Here is a 17,839-nt window from a genome sequence, read left to right as displayed (position 1 = left end):
ACTCTCCAGCCGAACATATCCTTATGATCTCAGGCAGATCCTCTCTTCCAATTCCTCAGGCTTCAATTGCTCGCTGCCCCCTACATTCTTTCCTAAAAGCATGCTGTCGCCTGCCAATGGGTTGAATCCATGATTCCCTGTAATGTGCCGCATCAACTGTCCCGAGCTTCACGGGTCCTAATGCATTCATTCATCATATAGCCCTGATTCGATACTCCGCGGATGGCTCCCTCTCATATGTCACGGCATAGCCCAGTCCTTCCAGTAAGTCCCTCAGTGGCAGGTAAAGACTATCCGCTCTCATTTCAATGCTTGAATTCATCATATTCACACCTTGGGCTCCTTGGACTCCTTGTACATAATTCCTGTTTGCCTTGCTTTGGATAAAGGTCTTACTCATATATGCATTTTGAAGCAACTTAGTTTTCATCAGATAGTCAGTAAAATACTTCACACCACCCGTCAGATTGGACAGAGTACTGATACTTGCATTCCTGCTGTGAGCACTGACCATCAGGAGAGGCACATCACGCTTGGGCACGTAACTCATTTTGCTGCTATTATTCGTCTGATAGATCCCACCTTGTCGGGCATGAATCTCTATATATCGTTCGCCTATGCGTACAGAGGCGATCCCTGTCTTCGGTTGCCAGACCACAGTGCCGCCAAGCTTCTCCACAACACTGCGTAATGGGGCAAGCACATGTCCTTGCTTCCATTCATACTCGCTCGCGGACAGGCTCAATTCTTGTGCTCCTATAGCGACATGTAGAGCAGGTCCAGACTCAAGCAGCGCACGGTTCGGCAAGATATGCTCGGCGATCCAGCTCTTCCCCGGTTGGGAACGTGTAAGCGCCTTTGCCTTCTGTGCTACCGGGAACTGCCACTGCCGCATCTCTGGAGTGAGTACAGCAAAGGAATACCCTGCCGCCTGGTACTTCTTTATGATTCGAGGCAGTGCCTTCACCGTCTCTCCCCTTGCCCCTCCATCGTGTAGCAACACCACCTTGTCTCCGCGTTCCGTAATCCCCCGGGTAGACTGCTGTACAATCTCTTGTGCCGGAACACCTGACCGCCTCGAATCACCGCTGTCCACATTCCAATCCACCACCGTATACCCGGCCTGATCCAACAGGTTATAGTAGACATCATCAAAATGCCCATAGGTTCCTCCTGGTGCTCTTACCAAGGCAGGACGCTCCCCTGTAACACTATGAATAATGCTCTCCGTTCGCTTGATCTGACTCCAGAATTCCCGAAAGTTGCGATATAGCTCCTCGTAGCTATGATTATAGGTGTGATTACCGATGACATGACCTTCCTCTGCCATACGCCGAATCAACTCTGGCGACCTCACGGCATGCTCTCCTAATACAAAGAACGTTGCTTGCACATCATATTGCTGTAGGATGTCGAGCACCTGCCCGGTGTATTTGCCTGGTCCGTCATCAAATGTCAAATAGACCGTGTTGCTATCTGTAGTCCGAGCTGAAGCTGCTATCGTGGATGGCTCCGAGCCTGTCGATCGGCCAGACTGTAGCAGGGGGGTATCCACCTGAAACCGTGCTAGCGCCTGCTCGTATGATAGAATGGACGTGAGCATCCATAGAATGGTTATACACACAACGAATCTATATCTCATCATGATCCCTCCATATATTGAACCTAGTATTTTTTGATAAAATATATGAAAAGATGAAGTTAAATAGACTAGCCTGGTGCATATTTCGAAAGAAAGATATCGCAGGGGAAAACAGGAGTGAATAGCTGTGGAAGTGCTGCAATGGATTGAGGGTTTATTTGAAAATTACGGGTACTGGGTTCTCTTCGTCGGACTGCTGCTGGAATTCATCGCTTTGCCTTTCCCTGGGGAGACATCCATGGCTTACGCCGGGTATCTTGCCTATGCAGGCAGCTTGAGCTTCTGGCCCTTGATCGTTCTGGCCTTCCTAGGTACGACCATTGGCATGAGCATCACGTACTGGATTGGCCGCAGAGTGGGGCTTCCTTTTATCGAGCGTTATGGAAAATGGCTATTGCTCAAGCCTGACAAATTCGCCCTGACCCAACGCTGGTTCGTCAAATATGGCTACATGCTCATCTTTGTGGGCTACTTTATTCCCGGCGTGCGCCATTTTACGGGCTATTTCTCGGGCATTACAGCTGTGCCATTTCGCAAGTTCGCGCTCTACGCCTATAGCGGGGCCATGTTCTGGGTCATACTCTTTATCAGTCTGGGAAAAGTATTTGGCCCACAGTGGGATACCGTATTCTTGTTGGCGGAGCGTTATGCCATAAGGATCGTGATTACTATAGCAATGGTAGGGGGAATCCTGCTGCTACTCAAATATCGCAAGGCTCTATTTCAAATCTTCTCTTCTTCATCGAAAAAAGATATTCGTTAGCTGAAGGATGGCTGCAGTCAGCTTTCCGGCACTAAAATGCGGGACACAAAAAACGGGTCCTTGTAATCAATCACTAGGGCCCGTTAGGATTGTACTCATTTTCAGAGTAATTAGATAAATGAATTATTATGTAGAGATGCCACTCAGGATTCTGAAATATGCTGGAGCACGCTCTCAATATGCCCCTTCACCTTCACCTTGCGCCATTCCTGTACAAGTATTCCTTCTTCATCAATCAGGAAGGTGGAACGCACAATCCCCATATACTGCTTGCCATACATTTGCTTCTGCTGCCATACACCATAAGCCTCTGATACGGTATGCTCCTCATCAGCCAATAGCTGGAATGGCAGGCCGTACTTCTCGATGAACTTGCTGTGCCGCTGGAGCGGATCTGTGCTTACACCGAGAATGATTGCCCCTTGTCCAGTGAACTGCTCATGATGATCTCGGAAGTCACAGGCCTGTGTCGAGCAGGTTGCCGTCAGATCCTTTGGATAGAAATACAGTATCACCTTGCTCCCACGGTAATCCGATAATTTGATCATACTGCCCTCACTGCCAGGCAGCTCAAAGTCGGGCGCTGGTTGTCCTATTATTGCACTCATGCCCCTTTACCTCCTAAATATTTAACTAGCTGAATGAAGTCTTCACACAAGGACAGAATTTATTCAATCCACACGTCAAGCTCTCTTCTATTAAAAGCTCTGAAGTCAAAAAATACAAACTTTGCTCCAAGCAATTGATTCCTTCACTACCACTAATGATAAAGGCAGCCTGCATGGAAGCCATTTTCACTAATCCGAAATACGCTTCACAAGCAGCTGCCTGCTTAATTCTTATTCACTTGATTTCTTAACTTTAATTTCACTCTAGCCCATTATGCCGTGACTTTATTACTCCATGACTCAGGAGCCCGCTCCCCGATAACGGCGCACCCCATGATTCCAGGCCAGCAAGCCCAAAGTCAGGAAGATGGCACCCATGACTGGAGTAAGCAGTGCCATCATGCGCATCTCGGAGCGCTCCAGGAACAACGATGCTGGATAGACTCCTACGAACGCGAACGGAATGATCCAGGTCAGCAGCACCTGAAGTGTTCTATTGTAGATCGTAACTGGATAGCGCCCATAGCCCTGGATGTTGTACATCAGCGGAATGATTCCGGTTGGCGCATCCGAGTAGAAGGACAGAGATGTCAGCATCGTATAAATCCCTGTATAAATAGCAACTGAGCTTAACGTCATAATGATTAAGCCCGGAATGTACCACCATTCGAAGACCATGCTCATCTGCGCGCCACTGGCGATCATGATGATCACGCCGACCAATGAACCGACCAGCGCAGGTGGGTCCACATTTTCCAGCATGATCTGGAATAGATTATGGGCAGGACGTGTCATGACACGATCCATCTCCCCCTTCACGATGTACCTTTCTCCGAACCCCCACATGTTGACAAAGCAGTTGAACACGCCAAAGGGAACCATGAAATAGCCGTAGACGAACAGGACCTCACTCTGACTCCAGCCGCCAAGATTATCGGTATGCATGAATACCACAAAGATAAAGATCAGGTTCGTGGCCTGGAATAATAGATCGGATACGACCTCCACCCAGAAATCGGCACGGTAGGTCAGTCTGGATTTCATGTAATTTTTCAAATATTCAATGATTAAGCTCCAATAATACTTCATTACACCTATCCTCCTTGCACGAACAGACGGCGACGCGCCAGACGCCAAATGATGATCATGGGGATCAGCAGCAGGATGAACCACAGGATCTGAATCCCTAACACATTCCAGATCCCTGTCCCCTGCACACGCCCGGTAAACACGGAGCCCGGAAGGTAGGTTATCGCCTGAAAAGGAAGCCAGGCCGAGAGGCGTTCCAGCCAGCCTGGAAATAAGCTAATAGGCACTACCAGACCCGAGAAGAGATCGACAATGACCCGCTTCATCCGCATCATACCTTCATTATTTTCAATGAAGAATGCAGACAGGCCTGTAATGACATTCAGCTGCGAATTGATCAGGAAGCTGAAGAACAGCATCACGAGAAATCCGATCCAGGCATACGGATCACGAGGTAGCTCTACCGGGAACAGCAGGATGGCAATGAGCATACCCGGGATCATCAGCATCAGAAAGCGGAACATTCCCTCACCCAGCCCCTGCGTCATTTTGACCAAAATATAGTTATAAGGACGTATGATCTGGATGGCAATGCTCCCGTCACGGATATCCGTCGATATCTCACGATCCAGATTGTTGAAATAGAACGCCCGGGCCATCCATGATACGGCCACATAGGTAGTCATCTGTGCGGCGGTGAAGCCTCCAAGCTCCTTGCTACCGCCTCCATAAATCGCCATGTAAGTAAAGTAATACACGCCGATATTCAGGGTATATATAAGTATGCCTGAGTAATAATTGATCCGATAGGCCAGCATCGTCAAAAAACGAATGCGTATAAAATCGGAATACACACTAAGCATGCGTGACCGCCTCCTCTTGCGGGGCCGCTGCCTCCGGTCGATCGGCGGAACCTGACTGGTAGATTCTGCGTACGATATCGTCCGTGTTTGTCTCGATAATTTTGATATCCGTAATGTCCGTGCGACCCACGACGACACCGAGCACATCAGATACGTTCCAATCCAGTGGAATCCATACCTTGGCCATCAGATCATGCTCCGCTTCCCATTTTACTGGCATGCCAGCAGTCCATTGCCGAAGCTGCTCCAGGCTCGCAGGTGTCCCGAATTGGAACAGGACCTCCCGCCCGGTTCCCCAGCGGGATTTCAGCTCATCAAGGCCGCCATCATAGATGATGTTCCCGTCATCGAGCATAATGACCCGGGAGCACAGTGCCTCGATATCCTGAAGATCATGGGTAGTAAGCAGAATTGTCGTTCCATGCTCGCGGTTCATATCCTTGAGGAATTCGCGTATTTCCGATTTGACCACAATATCCAGTCCGATCGTAGGCTCGTCCAAGAAGACAATTGACGGATTATGCAGCAGAGCTGCTACCAGCTCACAGCGCATCCGCTGTCCCAGACTAAGCTTGCGAACGGGACGATTAAGCAGTTCCTGAAGCTGCAGGCGTTCTACCAATTCATCTAATCGACGCTTGAAGTCCGTATCTGGAACCTGATATACTTTCCGAAGCAGCTGAAATGATTCAATGACGCCAATATCCCACCAGAGTTGACTGCGCTGTCCGAATACGACGCCGATATTGCGGACGAACTGTTCTCTTTCCTCATAAGGCGTGTACCCACCTACCTTCAGCGTTCCTGAAGTAGGCACTAGAATGCCCGTAAGCATTTTAATCGTAGTCGATTTCCCCGCCCCATTCTCTCCAATGTAGCCGCAAATCTCCCCCTGCGGAATCTGAAAGGAAATATCTTTTACAGCCATCACTTCCCGGTATTCGCGTCGAAATAAATCAAGGAAGGCACCCTTCAGGCCCTCCCGGCTCTTATGGACATGAAACGTCTTGCGCAATTGCTGAACATCAATAGCTAACATATTGTACCTCACTGTGTAATTGATTGAGCTCCAAAAAGAAATTATAATGTAATGAATTGAAAAGGGAAAGGGAGAACAGGAAACATGACCAGAAATACCAAAAGAACGATCTGGACCGTTTTGGCTGTCGTAGCCGTTGCGGTTATCGGTGTTGTCATTTTTTATTTTACATCCATATATAATCAGTTGAATCAGCTTCAAAAAACGGGGGAGGCTTCTCCGTTCCACAATATTGAGAAAATCGACAAGGTTGTGACTCCTGATCCACCGAAATGGGAAGGAACCGAGCGAGTCAACATCCTACTCATGGGCGTTGATTCTCGTGATGCTCAGGACGAAGGCGTTCCACGCTCAGACAGTATGCTGGTGTTGTCCCTCGACCCTGTGCAGAAGAAATATCACTTGTTCTCCTTGCTTCGCGACACGTACACATCTATTCCTGACCATGGAAGAAATCGGATCAATACCGCGATTACCCACGGCCCAAATACAGCAATGAAGGCCGCAGGCGACTTACTCGGAATTGATATCCAATACTACGTATACACAGATTTTCAAGGCTTCATCAAGCTGGTCGATGCGATTGGCGGTGTGGACTTTGAAGTCGAGAAGGACATGAAGTACATCAGTAAGGCCGATAAGCATCTCTATGACATTGACCTCAAGCAGGGCATGCAGCATCTGGACGGAAATACAGCCTTGCAATATGTCCGTTTCCGGCATGACAAGATGTCCGACTTCTCTCGAACTAGTCGTCAACGGGAATTGCTAAAGGCTATTGCTGAGAAAATGCAGACCACGACCTCCATTGCCAAGCTGCCAAGCATTCTGGAGCAGGTGAATCCGTTCATTGATACGAACCTGTCCGTGAACGATATGTGGAAGCTGGCTAGTGTCGGGTACGAGAGCAAATTCGGTGGTAGTGAACAGATTCCACCAATGAACATGCTCAAGGAGGAGCGTATTAATGGTGCGGCTGTCCTGACTGTTGGCAGCGAAGATAAGCTTAGGGAATACATTCAGGAATTCCTGAACTCCACGCCTGAGGAGGAGAATCCAGAGCAAGATGACACGGGAACAGGCACAGAAACGGATAGCAAGTCATCGCCTTCCACCAGTCCCCGGGAATCTGCATCAGAGCCTTCTTCTGGCAGCACTAGCAGCCGAGCATCTGTATCTGACATAAATTAGAAGAGGTACTGATTTTCATCTGAATAACATTCAGCAGTTCATGGATGCTCTCCACCCTGTATGGGGGAGGGCATCTTTTTTTGTGCCGCTCACTCGTGTGCTGTGCTTTGAAAACACAAGGAGTTTGACGGACTACTGGATAGCCTTTCCTCCAAAACTGTCACATAACCTTTGGCAGCAGTCTGATATAATAGCTATGTTACCCGCATGCAGCACAACTTATAAATCAGGTTATCGCCTGCTGACAGGCGCAGAAAGGAATCTATATACATGAATCGAGACACTTCAGCATCACTGTATCAGGAAGCACTGGAGCATATTGTAGGTGGGGTCAACAGCCCTTCGCGTTCGTTCAAGGCTGTAGGCGGTGGCTCCCCCGTCTTCATGAAGAAGGCAGCCGGGTCCCACTTCTGGGACGAGGACGACAATCGTTACATTGATTATCTCGCGGCATATGGCCCCATCATTACCGGACATGCCCATCCACATATCACCAAGGCCATTACAGAAGCGGCGGCAAACGGTGTACTTTACGGTACCCCTACCCGACTTGAGATTAAGCTGGCTACTATGCTGAAAGAGGCTATCCCATCCTTGGACAAGGTACGCTTTGTGAACTCGGGAACCGAGGCCGTCATGACGACGATCCGGGTCGCACGCGCGTATACCAATCGCAACAAGATCATCAAATTTGCGGGCTGCTATCACGGTCACTCCGATCTGGTCCTGGTCGCAGCTGGCTCGGGTCCCTCCACATTAGGAATTCCCGACAGTGCAGGTATCCCGGCGAGTCTGGCGAGCGAAGTCATCACCGTACCGTTCAACGACCTGGACAGCCTGAGACAAGCCCTGGAGCATTGGGGGGATGAGGTTGCTGCCGTGATGGTCGAGCCGATTGTCGGTAACTTTGGCATGGTCATGCCCGCCCCAGGCTTCCTGGAGGGATTGTGTGCGATGGCTCGCAGCAACGGCTCCCTCGTAATCTATGACGAAGTCATTACTGCCTTCCGCTTCCACTACGGGTCCACGCAGACCTATTCAGGACTGGATAATTTAGAGGCTATCCAGCCTGATCTAACGGCCCTTGGCAAGATTCTGGGTGGTGGACTACCGATAGGCGCCTATGGCGGCACCAAGGAGATTATGGAGCAGGTGGCACCACTCGGTCCTGCCTATCAAGCAGGTACGATGGCAGGCAATCCTGCATCCATCTCGGCAGGCATCGCCTGTCTTGAAGTTCTCCAGGGAGAAGGTGTCTACGAGGAGATGGAGCGTCTCGCGATTAAGCTGACCTCAGGACTGGCAGACTCCGCGAGCAGACATGGTGTCCCTCTTACGATTAATCGCATTCGAGGAGCCTTCTCCACACACTTCTGCGATCATCCAATTACCAACTATGATGAAGCACAGGATACGGATGGTGAAGCCTTCGCCAGCTTCTTCCGCCACATGCTAGATCGTGGTATTAACCTGGCTCCATCCAAATATGAGGCTTGGTTCCTGACCACCGCCCATACAGATGAGGATATCGACGCCACGCTGGAAGCTGCGGATGAATCACTCCGATTGCTTGCTGCAGGCAAGTAAGAGAGTCGCGAATCTGGCAGGCTGTAGCTAGCCGAGGCCAAGAATTGATGGCCTAATGGAGCGTAAGCTAGTACGCTTGTTCTGCTTGTTCTGCTTGTTTTTCTTAACTATTACTTCATAACCTGCTTATCTTAACTTGTTTGTATGACTTGTCACATTTGGTCTGCTAATTATATAGTGCCACTATACAGGGGTATGCTGCTGTCTTTTCCAAGACTGTGGCATACCCCTGTTCGTGTGACTAACATCGTTCGTGGATTATGGGCCGCTTGACCAGATCCCTTGGGCTCATCCCGCCCTATCTTTTATGGCGATCCAGCCGTTCCAACTCCTCACGTACCATCACCAAGCCCCGTTCGATCTGCGACTCATGCACATTGGAAATGTTCAACCTCAACAACGGTGTAGCTCGATCCTGATCTGCAAAATATCGATTAGCTGTGTCTGCATGCACCCCTCTCTTAGACAGCCCGCTCAGTAATGCCCTGTACGACAGGTTTGCAGGTAAAGGAAGCACCGTATGTTCTCCTCCATTACGTGGTGCTTCGGCAAAGGCTGGGTGATCCCCAAGTCGGTCCAGCATACTATTGAGCATCTTCATCCTTGCCGTATACTGCTCACGAATGCCGCGTCGATGTCGATCATACATTCCACTGCGAATATAGATTTCCAGTGCAGCCTGTGACAGGGTAGAGCTATCGATATCAAGTATGGTCTTGTAATGTGCGAAGCTCTCAATCAACTCTGCTGGCAGCACAGCCACGCCCAGACGCAGGCCAGGAAAGATAATCTTGGAGAAGCTCTTCAGATAAATCACCCTACCGCTACGATCATAGGTGTAGATCGGGTCCCTTTTGCTATCCGTATCCAGATCTGCGAGGTAATCATCCTCCACAATATAGCTATCATAATGTTGAACCAGTTCGATGAGACGCTGCTTCTGAGCTATCGTAAGGGATACTCCGAGCGGGTTGTGGAACCGGGGCATGACATAAATAAATTTAATCTCTCCCGTCTGAAGTAGCTGCTCCAGTCGATCCATATCCAGACCCTCCATATGCCGAGGAACTGTATAATAGCTCGCCTGCAACCCTCGCAGCAATGGGAACATATTATGATAGCCTGGATCTTCAATGACAATGCCTGACTTCTTGTTCGGAAAAGGCATCGTGATTAACACAGCTAGTGCCTGCTGGACACCTGACGTAACACAAATCTGCTCTCGGCGGGTAAATACCTGATGGTCCGTCAATCGCTCCTGCAGCAAGGCCCTGAGTGATGGTAGCCCTTGAGCTGTGCCATAGACAAAGAGATCCGTGCGGTAGTTGTCGATCGCTTGATTAATGCAGTGCTGAAAATCCACATAGGGAAATACTCTGGGGTCAGGAGCGGCGGAGGCAAAATCCAGCGGTCCCCCTTCATCCTGGGCAGAACGAGAATCTGGGCCACTTGTCACTGCAAAATACCCACTCTTGGGTAGACTGTAGACAAGATGCTCCCTCTCCAGCGCCGCATAGGCCTGCAGGACGGTGCTTTTGCTACATTGGTAGCGGGCTGCCAGCTCTCGTACAGATGGCAGCTTGTAGCCATCCACACCGCGCGGAATTCGCCGGTTCAATAGCTCTGCCCGCAGGTCCGCAGCAATGCTAGCATATTTGAGCTGCACAGAGGCCGATTCAGAATGTACTGATCCGAGCTGTGCATATGCCGATTCAGACTGTGTATGTGCTGGTTCGGACTGTATATATGTTGGTTCCGATTGTGTATGGGCTGATTCAGGCTGTGACTGTGTTCTTTTCATAATCTATCCCTTAACCTCCAATTCACCTAGCAAGCTTGATATAAGGCTACACACCTGGTCAATAATACAATGATTGGTGCAGCTGCATTACGATAGCTGGAATGCCACCAGCGCGCATCGGTCTGTTCGACACGTACTACCAGTATAGCTTCCAGCTTAATCTAACCTGTACTGGTACAGATAGGTTGTTTTACGATGGCTACAAGACTCCACCTCTATTATATTTAATAGTGTCATCAGTAAGGCAGGTTTGATCTTCTGCTTCTTGTATGACAAATACACGATTTCAAGGAGCTTCCTATGAACACACAGACATCCAATGGTACGGCCTCTGCTTATCTCGCCGCGATCGCCTATGCCCTCATCATCGGCTTTTCATTTATGTTCGTCAAGTTGGCCATTCAGGTAGCCAATCCGCTAGATCTTTTGGCTCATCGCTTCTCCTTGTCCTTCCTCGTACTTACCGTTCCGGTAATTGCAGGGTGGCTACCCTTCCGCGTGCAGCGTCAGGACCTTCTGCGTCTGCTACCGTTAGGATTATTCTCTCCCGTACTATTCTTTATGTTCCAGACCTTTGGACTGGTCACCACCTCTTCCTCCGAGGCAGGGATCATTCAAGCTACAGTTCCTGTATTCACCCTGATTATGGCTACGATCTTCCTGAAGGAGAGAACGACATTACTTCAAAAGCTTTCTCTGCTACTATCGGTGGGCGGTGTCGTCTTCATTTTTGCTATGAAGGGGGGCGCGCAGCTCTCTACAGCCAACATCATCGGTATTGCCCTCATTACGCTCTCGGCTATTTGTTTTGCAGCCTATGGTGTGTTGGCCCGGCCCCTGACCCAGAAATATGCACCACTTGAGATTACTTACGTAACCTTGGGTATGGGCTTTGTGATCTTCAACGTTCTGGCCATCGGTCAGCATCTGATCGAAGGGACATTACCTGAGTATGCACGCGCATTGACAAGCCCTGTTGCGCTAGGAGCCATCGCATATCTAGGAATAGCATCCACGCTAATCACAACACTACTGTCTAGCTTTGCACTTTCCCGACTTCAGGCCTCCAAGATGAGCGTATTCAGCAATCTGTCCACACTGGTATCTATCCTGGCTGGAGCTCTCCTACTTCAGGAGGAAATCCATTATTATCATATTGTAGGCGCTGTGGCGATCGTGCTGGGGGTGCTCGGAACGAATTGGAGAACACGCCATATTCGTCAATCCTCCAAGTCAGGCGTTAGACCATCAAAGATGAGTTAGTAATTTGGACAAATCAAATGTGAGTGGATCATTTAAGGTACTAAATATGGGAGACATAGCAAAGAGGCAGACCCACGGTCTGCCTCTTGTTCAAGATATGATGTCTGCTCAACCTCTGAATCAGTTACCCGCAGGGTAAGCCATGACACTCATCAGCGCCAGCTCCGGCTGAGTCGTATCAAGGCGGCTGTACTGAACGAATACAGGGATATCACTTTCCACAGTGATCGCATACGGAACTCCTACAGGAATCCGCTCCCCATCCTTTTCTAATGAAGCAGTACGGATGTGGCGTGTTCGCTTGCCTTCCACTAACGCCTCCATGGCCTCAATGGGCTCGCGATCCTCGAAATAAATGCTAATCTTCAAGTTCGCATCCTGCTGGTCGCAATTCAATACACAGATACTCTCGTGACTGAGAAGCTCCCCATTACTGATTGGCGGTATATAGCCATCCGGAATAACCCAATAATAGCTTCCCTGCCTGCCAGTCTGCTGGCCTGCCTGGGTGTTCAATCCATCCTTCACGTCGTGACCTCCTTGTCTGTTCAAGCGAGTACGCCCGTCTACAGCGACATAAGTGCTACTCCTTCGGTAATACTTCTACAGGGAAATACTTCTACAGAAGCAAGGAATAGACCTCCTGCAGCTCTATCTAATGCTCATCTTAAATACATCAATAATGGCTGTAGTCCTTCTTCCCTGATCCAATCTGCTACAAGCTGGGCAATGCGAATCGCCCCGGATTCCTGAAAATGCGTGTTGTCCTCCACACCACTGGAGAAGTTCAGATATTCCCCGGGTAGCACCCACATAAATATGTCTTTCGTGCCTTCTACTCCCGTCTGCTCAAATAGCTGTCTAGAGCGTTCAGCCAGATCGAACAGTGGTACCTCGCATTCCTCAGCCAGCTCACGAACAGCAACAGTGTAGTCTCCATGCGTATCTGACAATGTACCATCCGGCTCGAAATATCTCCGCTGGATCGGAGTAATCAGCACAGGACGCGCCTCCTTGGCGCGGGCCCCATCGATGTAACGACGCAGATGCTCCTTATATGTCGTGAAAGGCTCTGTTCCACGAGCCGGGTCATTCTTCTCGTCATTATGTCCGAACTGAATGAACAGGAAGTCTCCTGCCTTCAGCTCCTGGAGGATCACATCCAGCCGTCCCTCCTGGATGAAGCTACGTGAGCTTCGGCCCGAGATGGCGTGATTATCCACACATACGTCATGCTTGAACAGCGCTGGCAGCGTCTGTCCCCAGCCTGCGTAGGGATAACCCGACTCTGCTTGATCCGTCACTGTGGAATCTCCAGCCAGATATAGCTTCATCGTCTGAGGAGCTTGGACCAATTGAAGCGCATTCAATCTTGGGGCTTTGCCAGAGATGATCAGCCTTAATCTGCCTCCTCGCACAGTTACGGAGAAGCGCTCCTCGGCATATTGCCCGGGTGCTGTTCGAATCGGTGGAAGAACCCGCTTACCTTCCACGGCCTTAATCAGGGTATGCGTCTCTGCGAGCTCGTCGCCCACAATCACTTTCACCTGATAGGTACCGTCAGGTACATCCACGACGAATGCTGCTCCCACCGGAATGCAGAAGCTACTGCGAAGCCGCGGCGTGATTACGGAGATGTCCATCTCCTGTTGGGCGTTGCCAGCTCTGTCCAGAGTGGCTGCTTCATCGTTCCCCCCAGGTGTACGCACTCTGCCATACACCCTGGAGGTATCCTCAAAACCGTAGCCGCGCTCGGCAGTGTACTGACAATCCGGAGTTACTCCTTCATAGCCCGGTACAGGTTCGCCAGGCCCGAAGTCAAAATTTCGTTCCATTTCCTATTTCCTCCTCAAGACTGTAACGTATCCAGGTATCAGCCTTTGAGTCCGCTGGTGCTCATTCCTTCAACAATTTGCTTTTGGAACAGGAAGAAGACGGCGATAACCGGAATCAGACTGACTATCGACATGGCGAACATGCCCCCCCAGTTGGAAGCGGACTCACTATCCAGGAACATTTTGAGCGCCATAGATACAGTATATTTTTCCGGGGAGTTCAAATACAAGACCGGACCCAATAAATCTTCCCAACGCCAGTAAAAGGAGAAGATCGCAGCCGTAGCTATTGAGGACTTCAGCAGCGGCATGATCACCTGCAGATACAGGCGGAACTTGCCACATCCGTCAATTGTCGCTGCCTCATCCAGCTCCACGGGTATCGTACGAATGAACTGAATCATAAGGAAGATGAAGAATGGCATTCCGAAGAATGCAGGTACTACAATTGGCAGAATCGTGTTCAGCCAGCCGAGCTTGGTAAAGATAATATATTGCGGTACGAGCACGACGTCATGTGGCAGCATCAGCGTCACCATCATCAACGCGAACCAGAAATTCCGACCGAAGAAGCGCAGTCTGGCAAAACCAAAGGCAATTAGAGAAGAGGAGATAACCGCCCCAAGCGTAGCGATTACTACAATCACTAGTGAGTTATAGATATATCTGCCGAAGCTGTAACCAGAGATCCCGGCCCAGCCAGTAAGATAATTCTCCCACTTCCATTCCGTTGGCAGCAGATAGCCCGCCGTTGCGAAGATGGTGCGGCTTTCCTTGAAGGAACTGAATAGCATCCAGATGACTGGGTACAGCATGATAAGGGCCAGCGATGCCACAAAAATGTGATAGACCGGCCATTTGATCTTTTTCCATAGCATCGTGATCAGCGTCCCCTTTCCGTCTCGTAGAACACCCAGAATTTAGAAGTCAAGAACAGAATCGCAGTTAAGATCGCAATCATAATGAGCATCACCCATGCCATCGCAGCGGCATAGCCCATATTGTTGAACATGAACGCCTGCCGGAAGAGATAGAGGGAGTAGAGCAGGGTTCCATCCAGTGGTCCGCCCTCACCTTTGGAGATAATGTAGGCAGGTACGAAGGTCATGAATGCGCTGATCGTCTGCATGATCAGGTTGAACAGAATGATTGGGCTGAGCAGCGGCAATGTGATGCTGAAAAATTTACGAACCGGGCTCGCACCATCCACACTGGAGGCCTCGTACATTTCCATCGGGATGTTCTTCAGTCCAGCCAGGAAGATCAGCATAGAAGAACCGAACTGCCATACGGAGAGCGAGATTAGCATGCCTAGTGCCGCATTGGGATCACCGAACCACTTGACCGGGGTTCCTCCGAGTGCACCAATCAATGTATTAATGACACCTTCATTACTGAAAATATTACGCCACATGATGGATACGGCAACGCTACCACCGATAATCGACGGCAGATAGTACATGGTCCGATAGGAGCCAACCATCCGCGATTTGGTGTTCAGCAGCATAGCCACGAACAAAGCAAACATCAATCGAAAAGGTACCCCAACAACCACATACAGGAAGGTGACCTTTACAGAGTTCCAATACTTCGGATCGTTCGTGAACATCTTCTCAAAGTTATCCAGCCCGATCCAACGAGGTGAAGTAAAGAGATTGTAGCTTGTGAACGATAGATACAGGGAAATAACCATAGGAACCAACGTAAAAGCCAGAAATCCAATGATAAACGGACTGATAAAGGCATATCCGGTCAAATTGGCTCTAAGCGTATGACTTCGCCGCAACGGTACCAGCCTCCTTATTTCGTATTTTTCCTCTCCATTCCATCCTTTACATGCCCCTTCGAATTACTAATTCCAGTGAAGGTTAGTAGTATAAATACATTGTTAGTTGCAGTAATAGTATTTGTACTCATTGGCATTGGATTGAAGGGGCCGGACTTCGCACTTGAATTCGAGCGGTACGTCCATTCTTCATCTCAAGGATGATCCAATAGACGACTACTCTGTCCATGCGCAGCTTCCGGCCGCCAACAGTTCCTCTCTAGTACTTATTTATTGTCGTGCAAGCTAGTTTATTGATTTTGTGACAAAATACTATTAGCTTCCGAGCGGAATTTAGCCGCTGCATCTTCTGGTGTCATTTGACCAAAGTTCACTTGCTCTACGTAATCAGCCAGCGTAGCAATAACCTCTGGAGAGCCTACTGGTGGTGGTGGGCTCATTGGAGATGCCTTCGGCTCCATCTCTGCCACGAAATCGAATACTTGCTTAGTTGGCTCATTCAGCTCTGAGGAGACAGCTTCCTTAATCTTGGCTGAGATTGGCACGCCGCGCTCACCCTTGATCAGCTTGTTAGCTTCTGGATCATTAGTGTAGAAATCAATGAACTTAGCTGCTTCTTCCTTTACCTTAGAGCTAGCTGCAATAGACCAGTACATCGTTGGCTGCATGTAGATACCCTTTTCCATATCCGGTCCGAACATTGGAGCCAGTGCCATCGGCTTATCCACTACCGATTGCAGAGCCACATATTGGTTAGACCATTGCCATTCACCAATCTGTTTGCCCTTCACGATCTGGGATTCTTCCAGAATACCTTTGGATTGATTGATAATTTCTGGGGATGGAGCTCCTTTGGCTTGCATCGTGTCAGCCAGTGTACCGAAGAAATCGGCGAAGAGCTTGTCATCCTCATATCCTAAAGCTGTACCTTCTGCATTGTAGAGGGACAGTCCCTTCGTACGCAGATAGTAGTTGAAGAAAATGTCTGCTGCCATCGAGCTGTCAAAATAAATGTCCTTGGAGCCAGCTTGCTTGGCGAGCTCAGAGTATTGCTCAAAAGTCCAATTCTCAGGAATTTCAATACCTGCCTCTTTCAGCTTCTCAGGCACATATTGATAGCTGAGTACGTTTACCCCTGTCGGGATGCCATATTGCTTGCCTTGAATGACGCCTGTCTGCAGTACGCTTTCAGCTACATCTCCAGTCTGGATGGCACTGCCCACATAGGAGCCGAGATCCTCCAGCTGACCATTTTGAGCGTATTGGCTGATATAGGATACGTCCATCTGAATAATATCCGGAAGTTGGTTGGCTGCAGCCTGAGGCGCAAGCTTCTTCCAGTAATCATCGAATGCAGCATATTCCACGTCAATCTTCACATTGGGGTTCTTTTGCTTATAGAGGTCAATAACCTGTTGTGTATACTCATGACGTTTATCAGAGCCCCACCACGCAATACGCAGTGTTACCTGTCCGTCACCAGAGGTACCGCCACTGTCCCCGCTTCCCCCTGAGCTACTGCAAGCCGAAGCAAACAGCAGCAAAAAAGTCATCATCAAAAATAGTCCTTTTTTCTTCACATCGCTCTCCCCTTTTTCGCTGTAATGGAACGGAGCTGTCGGAATCACAGGAAAACATTTTGTTGATAGCGCTTTCATCTGCTCCTAAGATCATTTTCCCAAAATTCAGGTCTGATTTGAATACACAAATCCGTGTTCATACCTTCAAAATTCAGTGTAGCATATACTAAAAAGAGATGGCACTATAGCAGTGCCATCTCTCTTAACGAATCTATGTAAGCGGGTGATGGGAATCGAACCCACGCTACCAGCTTGGAAGGCTGGAGTTCTACCATTGAACTACACCCGCACGTATAAGATCGGGACGACACGATTTGAACATGCGACCCCCTGGTCCCAAACCAGGTGCTCTACCAAGCTGAGCTACGTCCCGATATTGAATATTATGACGTCCCCTGAGAGATACCGACAACATGCGTCGGACTACGAAGTTAAGCTAACGAGGCTTAGCTCCGACGAACTCATTCGTTCGAATCCATATCAGTGAACTTTGTAAACCACTGTAAGTAGTTATATGGCGTCCCCTGAGAGATTCGAACTCCCGACCTTTTGATTCGTAGTCAAACGCTCTATCCAGCTGAGCTAAGGGGACTTATTTGGAGCGGACGACGGGAATCGAACCCGCGACCCTCGCCTTGGCAAGGCGATGCTCTACCGCTGAGCCACGTCCGCAAAACCTATGCGCGTGGAGGGACTTGAACCCCCACGTCAAAGACGCTAGATCCTAAGTCTAGTGCGTCTGCCAATTCCGCCACACGCGCATATGATACATTATGGTGAGCCATGAAGGACTCGAACCTTCGACACCCTGATTAAAAGTCAGGTGCTCTACCAACTGAGCTAATGGCTCTC

At 49.4% G+C, this 17,839-nt stretch carries 15 protein-coding genes and 6 tRNA genes; 4 read left to right on the top strand and 17 right to left on the bottom strand.

Annotated features, from left to right (window positions below):
* Positions 1-193: 193 nt before the first annotated feature.
* Positions 194-1,645, bottom strand: a complete 1,452-nt coding sequence (locus D328_RS30515; protein ID WP_081625364.1) for a polysaccharide deacetylase — start codon at positions 1,643-1,645, stop codon at positions 194-196.
* Between the two features lie 124 nt (positions 1,646-1,769).
* Between D328_RS30515 and D328_RS0127865 the strand changes: the two genes are divergently transcribed.
* The gene (locus D328_RS0127865; RefSeq protein WP_018888298.1) at positions 1,770-2,405 is read left to right on the top strand and encodes a DedA family protein; all 636 of its coding nucleotides are present in this window, start codon (positions 1,770-1,772) and stop codon (positions 2,403-2,405) included.
* Positions 2,406-2,548: 143 nt separating this feature from the next.
* On the opposite strand, the gene bcp is transcribed toward D328_RS0127865, so the two are convergent.
* From bcp to D328_RS0127845, 4 genes are all read right to left on the bottom strand, one after another.
* Positions 2,549-3,013, bottom strand: coding sequence for a thioredoxin-dependent thiol peroxidase (gene bcp, locus D328_RS0127860; protein WP_018888297.1), 465 nt, complete (start codon positions 3,011-3,013; stop codon positions 2,549-2,551).
* A 300-nt stretch (positions 3,014-3,313) separates the two neighbouring features.
* Positions 3,314-4,102 carry an ABC transporter permease gene (locus D328_RS0127855; protein ID WP_018888296.1) on the bottom strand — a complete coding sequence of 263 codons (789 nt, stop codon included), beginning with the start codon at positions 4,100-4,102 and terminating at the stop codon, positions 3,314-3,316.
* A gap of 5 nt (positions 4,103-4,107) precedes the next feature.
* Complete coding sequence (locus D328_RS0127850) at positions 4,108-4,905, bottom strand: ABC transporter permease (RefSeq protein ID WP_018888295.1); 798 nt, start codon at positions 4,903-4,905, stop codon at positions 4,108-4,110.
* Entirely contained in the window at positions 4,898-5,944 is a 1,047-nt protein-coding gene (locus D328_RS0127845; protein ID WP_018888294.1) for an ABC transporter ATP-binding protein, read from the bottom strand. The genes D328_RS0127850 and D328_RS0127845 overlap by 8 nt, the downstream gene beginning before the upstream one ends.
* Positions 5,945-6,028: 84 nt before the next feature.
* On the opposite strand from D328_RS0127845, the gene D328_RS0127840 reads away from it, so the two are divergent.
* Both D328_RS0127840 and D328_RS0127835 read left to right on the top strand, forming a co-directional pair.
* Positions 6,029-7,135 (top strand): LCP family protein, encoded by a 1,107-nt coding sequence (locus D328_RS0127840; protein ID WP_018888293.1) that lies wholly within the window; start codon positions 6,029-6,031, stop codon positions 7,133-7,135.
* A 270-nt stretch (positions 7,136-7,405) separates the two neighbouring features.
* Entirely contained in the window at positions 7,406-8,722 is a 1,317-nt protein-coding gene (locus tag D328_RS0127835; protein ID WP_018888292.1) for a glutamate-1-semialdehyde 2,1-aminomutase, read from the top strand.
* 298 nt (positions 8,723-9,020) lie between these two features.
* Here the strand turns inward: D328_RS0127835 and D328_RS0127830 are convergent, their stop codons facing one another.
* Positions 9,021-10,523 carry an aminotransferase-like domain-containing protein gene (locus D328_RS0127830; protein WP_018888291.1) on the bottom strand — a complete coding sequence of 501 codons (1,503 nt, stop codon included), beginning with the start codon at positions 10,521-10,523 and terminating at the stop codon, positions 9,021-9,023.
* Between the two features lie 300 nt (positions 10,524-10,823).
* Between D328_RS0127830 and D328_RS0127825 the strand changes: the two genes are divergently transcribed.
* Positions 10,824-11,786, top strand: a complete 963-nt coding sequence (locus tag D328_RS0127825; RefSeq protein ID WP_018888290.1) for a DMT family transporter — start codon at positions 10,824-10,826, stop codon at positions 11,784-11,786.
* Between the two features lie 120 nt (positions 11,787-11,906).
* On the opposite strand, the gene D328_RS0127820 is transcribed toward D328_RS0127825, so the two are convergent.
* The 11 genes from D328_RS0127820 to D328_RS0127770 all read right to left on the bottom strand — a co-directional run bounded on the left by D328_RS0127820 (position 11,907) and on the right by D328_RS0127770 (position 17,837).
* A complete protein-coding gene (locus D328_RS0127820; protein ID WP_018888289.1) occupies positions 11,907-12,314 on the bottom strand; it encodes a sensory rhodopsin transducer in 408 nt (135 codons plus the stop codon).
* Positions 12,315-12,448: 134 nt separating this feature from the next.
* Positions 12,449-13,621, bottom strand: coding sequence for a rhamnogalacturonan acetylesterase (locus D328_RS0127815; RefSeq protein WP_018888288.1), 1,173 nt, complete (start codon positions 13,619-13,621; stop codon positions 12,449-12,451).
* A gap of 38 nt (positions 13,622-13,659) precedes the next feature.
* On the bottom strand, positions 13,660-14,499 hold the full coding sequence (locus tag D328_RS0127810; RefSeq protein WP_018888287.1) for a carbohydrate ABC transporter permease: 840 nt from the start codon (positions 14,497-14,499) through the stop codon (positions 13,660-13,662).
* A 5-nt stretch (positions 14,500-14,504) separates the two neighbouring features.
* Positions 14,505-15,407: a carbohydrate ABC transporter permease gene (locus D328_RS0127805; RefSeq protein ID WP_018888286.1), complete on the bottom strand. Its 903-nt coding sequence runs from the start codon at positions 15,405-15,407 to the stop codon at positions 14,505-14,507.
* A gap of 290 nt (positions 15,408-15,697) precedes the next feature.
* Positions 15,698-16,987 carry an extracellular solute-binding protein gene (locus D328_RS0127800; protein ID WP_025680272.1) on the bottom strand — a complete coding sequence of 430 codons (1,290 nt, stop codon included), beginning with the start codon at positions 16,985-16,987 and terminating at the stop codon, positions 15,698-15,700.
* Between the two features lie 218 nt (positions 16,988-17,205).
* Positions 17,206-17,276: transfer RNA gene (locus D328_RS0127795), tRNA-Gly, on the bottom strand.
* A 10-nt stretch (positions 17,277-17,286) separates the two neighbouring features.
* Positions 17,287-17,360 (bottom strand) — tRNA-Pro (locus D328_RS0127790).
* A gap of 142 nt (positions 17,361-17,502) precedes the next feature.
* Positions 17,503-17,579 (bottom strand) — tRNA-Arg (locus D328_RS0127785).
* Between the two features lie 5 nt (positions 17,580-17,584).
* A tRNA-Gly gene (locus tag D328_RS0127780) sits at positions 17,585-17,659 on the bottom strand.
* Between the two features lie 8 nt (positions 17,660-17,667).
* Positions 17,668-17,748: transfer RNA gene (locus D328_RS0127775), tRNA-Leu, on the bottom strand.
* 13 nt (positions 17,749-17,761) lie between these two features.
* Positions 17,762-17,837, bottom strand: a tRNA-Lys gene (locus D328_RS0127770).
* Positions 17,838-17,839 lie beyond the last annotated feature (2 nt).

This window comes from Paenibacillus massiliensis 2301065 = DSM 16942, assembly GCF_000377505.1.
In the GTDB taxonomy this organism is placed as follows: Bacteria; Bacillota; Bacilli; order Paenibacillales; family Paenibacillaceae; genus Paenibacillus; species Paenibacillus massiliensis.
Note: the sequence above shows the minus strand (reverse complement) of the source record. Positions and strands in the feature narration are given on the sequence as shown.